A 6,783-nucleotide genomic window follows, 5' to 3' on the forward strand; every position below is an offset into this window, starting at 1 on the left:
TATTTATAAAGGAAGTTAATCTATTCCTTTTTGCTTTCAAGTCACTGCTTTTTGACTATGCAGAAACTTAAGCCTATTAGGTATCTCAATCAGGCTTTATTCTGACGCCACCATTCCGCCAGCATAATACCTGTTGCGACAGAAACATTCAGGCTTTCCACCCGACCGGTTCCACCGATGGAAAGACGAATATCACCATCTTCCCAGGTGCTGTCGCTTAATCCGTCACTTTCCTGACCCAATACCAAGACCATTTTTTCTGGCAGTGTTGCTTGCGCCAGTGTTGTGCTGCCCTTATGGCTTGATGTGGTTACAATGGTGTAGCCTTCATTGCGGAATTTATTCAGCGTAGTTGTGAAACCATCTGCATCGATGCCTTTGATGTGTTCAGCACCTCCTTCAGCGGTACGAACAGCCGCACCTGATTCCAGCATCGCCGTATCCTGCAAAATCACACCCTGCACGCCAAAGTGCGCACAACTACGCATTATTGCGCCAAGATTATGTGGATTACCTACGTTTTCCAATGCCAACACACAATCTTTTGCTGGTGCCTGCTGCAAATAGGTTTCTACTTCCAGACCATTACGTTTCTTGATCAGAAAGCATACGCCACCGTGGTGCTCAGTACCTGACGCCTTAGTCAATTCTTCATCATCAACCACATGGTAAGCCTTGCGATTTGCTGCCATCCATTTCAGAGCCTCACGGAAACGTGGAGTGACTGATTGGACAAACCAAGCCCGAACAATCGCATCAGGACGGTTCTGGAACATGGCCTGGCAAGCATTTTCCCCATAAATACGGGTTTCTTCCAAACGCTGGCGACGAAGCTGTTCAGGATCGATATGACTTTTGCCACTGATCCCGCTATGCTCTGGTTTAAGAGACTCTCCCTCCGGACGGGAGATAGTTTTCCAAGGAGAATCGCCTGAACGCACTGGGCGCTCACTATCACCACGACGGCGGTCACCCTGCTCACGCCCTTGACCAAACGGACGTTTATTATTTTTACGGCTGTCGCTGTTTTTACGACGATCATTGTCTTTACGATTATCGTTGTTGTCCTCATTGCGGACATACATCACTTTAACTTTGCCGTTCTTACCACTATAGGAATCGTTCATTTATTTCTCCAACTGCGCTATGGCGCGAAGATTACCCGATGTACGCGCCCGAAGCTACCTCTGGCAACGACAATCCTTTAAAATATCCGCTAATTTTTTTACTGACTTTATCCACGAACATGTTTGAGTTCTTAAATGAGAAATAACAACGCCGTTTATCAGCTTCGCCAACGCCGCCTTGCCCGCTCTACCCGTCCTTTTCAGGCTAGGGGTTGCCGAGTGCAGCGTTGCCTGCATTGTTTATTACCCCAAAAAAGCTGCCTGTGTGAAATGATTTCACCAGCAAATGCAGCAAGCCGCTTCTGTCTCATCATGTTTGATACTGAGCCTATGAAGCCCAGCAATACCGGAAAGTTGATTGCAGATATTCTACCTGATACACACGCTTTTCTCTGGTCTAGAACCGAGCCTGATCAACAAATGCTTGAAATGTTGCGCGATTCAACCCGCCAGCCCTATTTGATCTTCCCAGACAGTTACGCCACGCCTCCCCGTATTGTGTATCAACAGCTTCCTAATAACCAGAAACCACCGCTGTTCATTATATTGGATGGTACTTGGCCTGAAGCAAGAAAAATGTTTCGCAAAAGCCCATATTTGGATAATATTCCCCTATTATCTATTAACAGTCTCGCCAAAATGGATTATTTACTGCGAGTACCATCCAAAAAAGAACAGCATTGTACTGCCGAAGTCGCGGCTGCGGCACTAGAATTGGCAGGAGACCTTGACGCGTCACAATCATTGCTACGTCATTTCAATCATTTTCGTGAACAATATCTGGCTGGAAAATCTAATCGTCTGGAGGAATCAATCACAGTAATGCTTGACAATCCGCGCTAAAGTAACTGATGGTGGCTAAAGTTATTCATGGTAATTGTTTAATCAACGGTGATTGTTTATTAATGTGATAACTGATAAGGAACCCCAGAAATGAGCCAGCGCGGACTTGAAGCATTGCTACGCCCTAAATCTATCGCCGTGATTGGTGCTTCTGAAAAACCAGAAAAAGCCAGCTCAATGTTGATGAAAAATTTGTTGATGGGGGGGTTTACGGGGCCCATTCTTCCCGTAACACCAAACAAATGCGCCGTTCTGGGTGTGTTGGCCTATCCTTCTATCGATAAGTTACCATTAACCCCCGATCTTGCTGTGATCTGTACTCATCACCGCCGCAATTTGTCTTTGCTGGAACAACTGGCTCAATACGGATGCAAAACCGTTATTATTTTATCCTCGCCACCGTCACAATTTACTGAACTAAAGCAATGTGGCCAAAAACATCATATTCGAATCCTGGGGCCTAATAGCCTTGGCATTCTGGCACCTTGGATCGGGCTGAATGCCAGTTTTTCTCCGATACCTATTCTGAAAGGTAAACTGGCTTTTATTTCACAGTCAGCAGCAATATCAAATACGATTCTGGACTGGGCTAATCATCGCAATATCGGTTTTTCGTATTTCATTGCTTTGGGTGACAGTGTTGATATCGACATTGATGATCTACTCGATTTTCTAGCAAGGGACAGTAAGACAAGTGCCATTTTGTTACATCTCGAACATATCAGCGATGCCCGACGTTTTCTTTCGGCCTCTCGAAGCGCTTCACGCAATAAACCCATTCTGGTCGTGAAAAGCAGCCGCACCCGAAAGGCTCAGCAATTATTAGGGGAACAACAGAATTTCGATACTGCCTATGATGCTGCAATTCAACGTGCCGGATTACTGCGCGTACAGGACACGCATGAAATGTTTTCTGCGGTGGAAACATTGAGTTTTATGCGACCATTGCGCGGGGATCGATTGTTGATCGTCAGTAATGGCACAGCACCTGCAGCAATGGCACTGGATGAACTGCTCAGGAGAGCCGGCAAACTCGCCGTGTTAGGAGAGGAAACAATCAGTGCGTTGTCAGGCATACTTCCCGAAACGCTTCTTCTGCGCAATCCTTTGGATATCGGTGATGATTCCTCAACCGAGCAGTATATTGCTGCGCTCAAAATGCTTTTGGATAGCCATGACTATGATGCCTTACTGCTAATTCATTCCCCCTGCGCTATATCTCACAGCAAAACTACGGCGATTCGGGCCATCCAGACCATTAAGGAGCATCCACGCGGAAAATGGCTCACCATTTTCACTAATTGGTGCGGAGAATATTCCTCATTGGAGGCTCGACGTTTATTCAGTGAAGCTGGTATCCCGACTTACCGCACACCAGAAGGCGCAATTACCGCGTTTATGCATATGGTGGAATATCAACGTAACCAAAAACAACTCAAAGAAACGCCATCCCTGCCAATTGGCATTACATCGAATACAGCTCGAGCCCATGAATGTATACAACAAGCTCTTGATAACGGGAATGTCCAACTGGATACCCATGAAGTACAACCGATTCTTGAAGCCTACGGGTTAAATACCTTACCAACCTGGATCGCTCATACCAGTGATGATGCGGTCAATATCGCAGAGAAAATTGGCTATCCCGTTGCCCTGAAGCTCCGCTCCCCTGATATTCCACATAAATCAGAAGTTCAGGGAGTAATGCTGTATTTGCGTAATGCTGATGAAGTCAAAACAGCCGCTCAAGCGATTATTGAACGTGTTAAACAAAACTTTCCACAAGCCAGAATTCATGGTCTGTTAGTACAGAGCATGGCGAACCGAGCGGGTGCGCAAGAACTGAGGATTTCTATTGAGCAAGATGAGATATTTGGCCCTTTAATCATGCTGGGAGAAGGCGGTATTGATTGGATTCATGAAACACAGGCGGCCGTCGCTCTTCCTCCCCTGAATATGGCATTAGCCCGTTATCTGGTTATTCAGGCAATTAAGAGTGGCAAAATAAAATCTGGCGGTTCACTGCTGCCTCTGGATATCCCTGCACTCAGTCAGTTGTTGGTCAGAGTATCCAATCTTCTTATCGATTGTCCTCAAATTGTTCGCATGAATATTCATCCACTCCTTGCATCAGGTAATGAGTTCACTCTATTGGATGTGGCGATGGAGTTAACACCAGTAACAGGCGATCCTCGCAAAAGACTTGCTATTCGGCCTTATCCCAATGAGCTGGAAGAAACTATCTATATAAAAAACGATGTTGAGTGTCTGCTACGCCCAATCTTGCCGGAAGATGAACCTCTGTTGAAGGCATTTATCGGTCAGGTGACAAAAGAAGATCTTTATTACCGATATTTCAGTGAAATCAGTGAGTTTACCCATGACGATCTCGCTAATATGACCCAGATTGACTATGACCGGGAAATGGCATTCGTCGCGATACGTCATCCGACAACTACCCCTGAGATTATTGGTGTCGCCCGTGCTATGGTCGATCCCGATAATATCGAAGCAGAATTTGCAATATTAGTACGATCAGACCTAAAGGGTATTACGTTAGGCTATCAGCTTATGACTAAGTTGATTCATTACACAAGAGAACATGGTATTCAGACTCTGGCTGCCATTACCATGCCGGAAAACCGTAATATGATTCAACTTGCCAAGAAGCTTGGTTTTTCCACTGATATCCAGTTAGAAGATGGCATTGTTAATCTGATATTAAAGCTCTAGTAAAGAGCAATTCAGCATATACCTCGTAAGAGTAAAGGTCTTCACTTCGTGATGGATCGCACAGACTTAAAGCAATCAGCTCTGAAGAGTTAATTCATACTCACAATGAACCAAACTAATGGTATCATCGCCAGATCATTTTGATTCATACACCTTATGATGGAACTTATTCCATCTAAACTAAGAGAAAAAACGCACTGTGATGTTGTCCAAATTTAAACAAGCAAAACACCAACAACACCTTGCACAACTGCCTAAACTACCGCAGTCAGTTGCTGACATAGAGACACTTTATCAATCTAAAGTGTTCTACAGCACCTTACTAGAACGCATTGCAAACGCCCAAAAACATATTTATATCGCAGCACTGTATTTAGAAAACGATGATGCTGGGCGAGATATTCTGACTGCATTATATATTGCCAAGCAAAAACGTCCTGAATTGGACATCAAAATCCTCGTTGACTGGCATCGTGCTCAACGTGGTCGTATTGGCGTAGAAGCAGCGGCAACAAACGCAGATTGGTACTGTTCCATGGCCGAAAGCTACCCTGACGTCAGCATTCCCATTCTGGGCGTTCCGGTGAACACTCGTGAAGCTTTGGGAATTTTACATCTAAAAGGCTTTATCTTTGATGATACGGTAATTTATAGCGGAGCCAGCATTAATAATGTCTATTTGCATCGCCATGAAAAATATCGCTATGACCGTTATCATTTGCTGAATAATGCAAAACTCGCAGCAATTATGAAGCAATTTATCGATGACAGTATTCTTACCGCTGAAGCCGTAAAAAATTTAGCCAGCCACAATCGTCCTCGTAATCTTGAAATTAAAACTTTGATCCGCCAATTTCGTGCTTCATTGCGAAACTTTGAGTATCTCTTTGAAAATCAAGCATCAAATGAGGAATTAGCCGTAACACCTCTTGTGGGTCTGGGTAAAAAGAATCCGCTGAATAAAACAATCTGCCATCTGATGTCCTGTACTGAAAATAAGTTGATTATCTGTACACCTTATTTCAATTTACCCGCAGTGCTGGTACGTGCAATATCACGGCTGCTTCGTCAAGGAAAACAAGTTGAGATCATCATTGGAGACAAAACAGCCAATGATTTTTATATTCCACCGGAAGAGCCCTTTAAGATCATCGGAGCATTACCTTATCTGTATGAAATTAACTTACGCCGTTTTACCAACCGGCTGCAAAAGTTTATCGATAGCCAGCAATTAACCATTCGATTATGGAAAGATCAGGATAATACTTATCACTTAAAAGGGATCTGGATTGATGATAAATGGCAATTAATTACAGGTAATAACCTCAACCCTCGCGCATGGGGGCTGGATCTGGAAAATGCTATTCTTATTCATGATCCCCAGCAAGAAATGCAAGAACAACGTTCAATGGAGTTGGATTGCATTCGTACTCATACGAAGATTATCAATGATTATCAGGAAATAGAGAGTATCCAGCTCTATCCGGTTAAAGTTCGCAAGCTGATACGCCGTTTACGCCGTATTCGAGTTGATCGGTTAATCAGTAGAATACTGTAAAATAGATAAATAATTATCAATTTTTAAATCCCCTCTCGCTATTGCCAGAGGGGATTTTTTGTATCTTATTTATCAAACAGCTATGATTTATTGAAAGATAAATCATAGCGTAAATCACAATGAGAAAAACCGTCAACAATAAGATAAAAAATATATTAATAATCTTCCCTCTCCTATTGAATACATCTTGCTCTAATATCCGTCAAGCCAATGATAACTGGTCTGGCAAAGATAAAGCTCAACATTTCCTATTCTCTGCGGTTGTAGCTGCTGCTGGAAATGCTTATGGAGATCGTCAAAATTGGGGATATCGTGAAAGTTCACAATTTAGTGTGTTACTGTCGATCAGTCTAGGAGCAACAAAAGAACTTTATGATAGTCGCCCATCTGGAACAGGCTGGAGTTGGCATGATATTGTTTATGACATAGCTGGAACTATCGCAGGTTATAGTCTGTATCAATCTATGAAGTGATTTTTCGCTCTATAATCTTTTCAAATCCCAAACGCAAAAAAGCCATCCG

At 43.5% G+C, this 6,783-nt stretch carries 5 protein-coding genes; 4 read left to right on the plus strand and 1 reads right to left on the minus strand.

Annotated features, from left to right (window positions below; genetic code table 11):
* Positions 1-89: 89 nt before the first annotated feature.
* Positions 90-1,127 (minus strand): tRNA/rRNA methyltransferase, encoded by a 1,038-nt coding sequence (locus tag H8A87_RS06635; protein WP_198689191.1) that lies wholly within the window; start codon positions 1,125-1,127, stop codon positions 90-92.
* A 135-nt stretch (positions 1,128-1,262) separates the two neighbouring features.
* Here H8A87_RS06635 and H8A87_RS06640 point away from each other — a divergent pair, with 135 nt between their 5' ends.
* From H8A87_RS06640 to H8A87_RS06655, 4 genes are all read left to right on the plus strand, one after another.
* The gene (locus H8A87_RS06640; RefSeq protein WP_198689192.1) at positions 1,263-1,970 is read left to right on the plus strand and encodes a tRNA-uridine aminocarboxypropyltransferase; all 708 of its coding nucleotides are present in this window, start codon (positions 1,263-1,265) and stop codon (positions 1,968-1,970) included.
* 90 nt (positions 1,971-2,060) lie between these two features.
* Entirely contained in the window at positions 2,061-4,703 is a 2,643-nt protein-coding gene (locus H8A87_RS06645) for a bifunctional acetate--CoA ligase family protein/GNAT family N-acetyltransferase (protein WP_198689193.1), read from the plus strand.
* Positions 4,704-4,902: 199 nt separating this feature from the next.
* Complete coding sequence (gene pssA, locus H8A87_RS06650) at positions 4,903-6,261, plus strand: CDP-diacylglycerol--serine O-phosphatidyltransferase (RefSeq protein ID WP_198689194.1); 1,359 nt, start codon at positions 4,903-4,905, stop codon at positions 6,259-6,261.
* 119 nt (positions 6,262-6,380) lie between these two features.
* A complete protein-coding gene (locus H8A87_RS06655) occupies positions 6,381-6,734 on the plus strand; it encodes a YfiM family lipoprotein (protein ID WP_198689195.1) in 354 nt (117 codons plus the stop codon).
* Positions 6,735-6,783: the final 49 nt, after the last annotated feature.

The sequence above is a fragment of the Xenorhabdus lircayensis genome, assembly GCF_016306625.1.
Taxonomy (GTDB): domain Bacteria; phylum Pseudomonadota; class Gammaproteobacteria; order Enterobacterales; family Enterobacteriaceae; genus Xenorhabdus; species Xenorhabdus lircayensis.

Coding starts and splice junctions, on each gene's coding strand:
- H8A87_RS06635 (WP_198689191.1), bottom strand. CDS start 1,127: ATGAACGATTCCTATAGTGGTAAGAACGGCAAAGTTAAAGTGATGTAT.
- H8A87_RS06655 (WP_198689195.1), top strand. CDS start 6,381: ATGAGAAAAACCGTCAACAATAAGATAAAAAATATATTAATAATCTTC.
- H8A87_RS06640 (WP_198689192.1), top strand. CDS start 1,263: ATGAGAAATAACAACGCCGTTTATCAGCTTCGCCAACGCCGCCTTGCC.
- H8A87_RS06645 (WP_198689193.1), top strand. CDS start 2,061: ATGAGCCAGCGCGGACTTGAAGCATTGCTACGCCCTAAATCTATCGCC.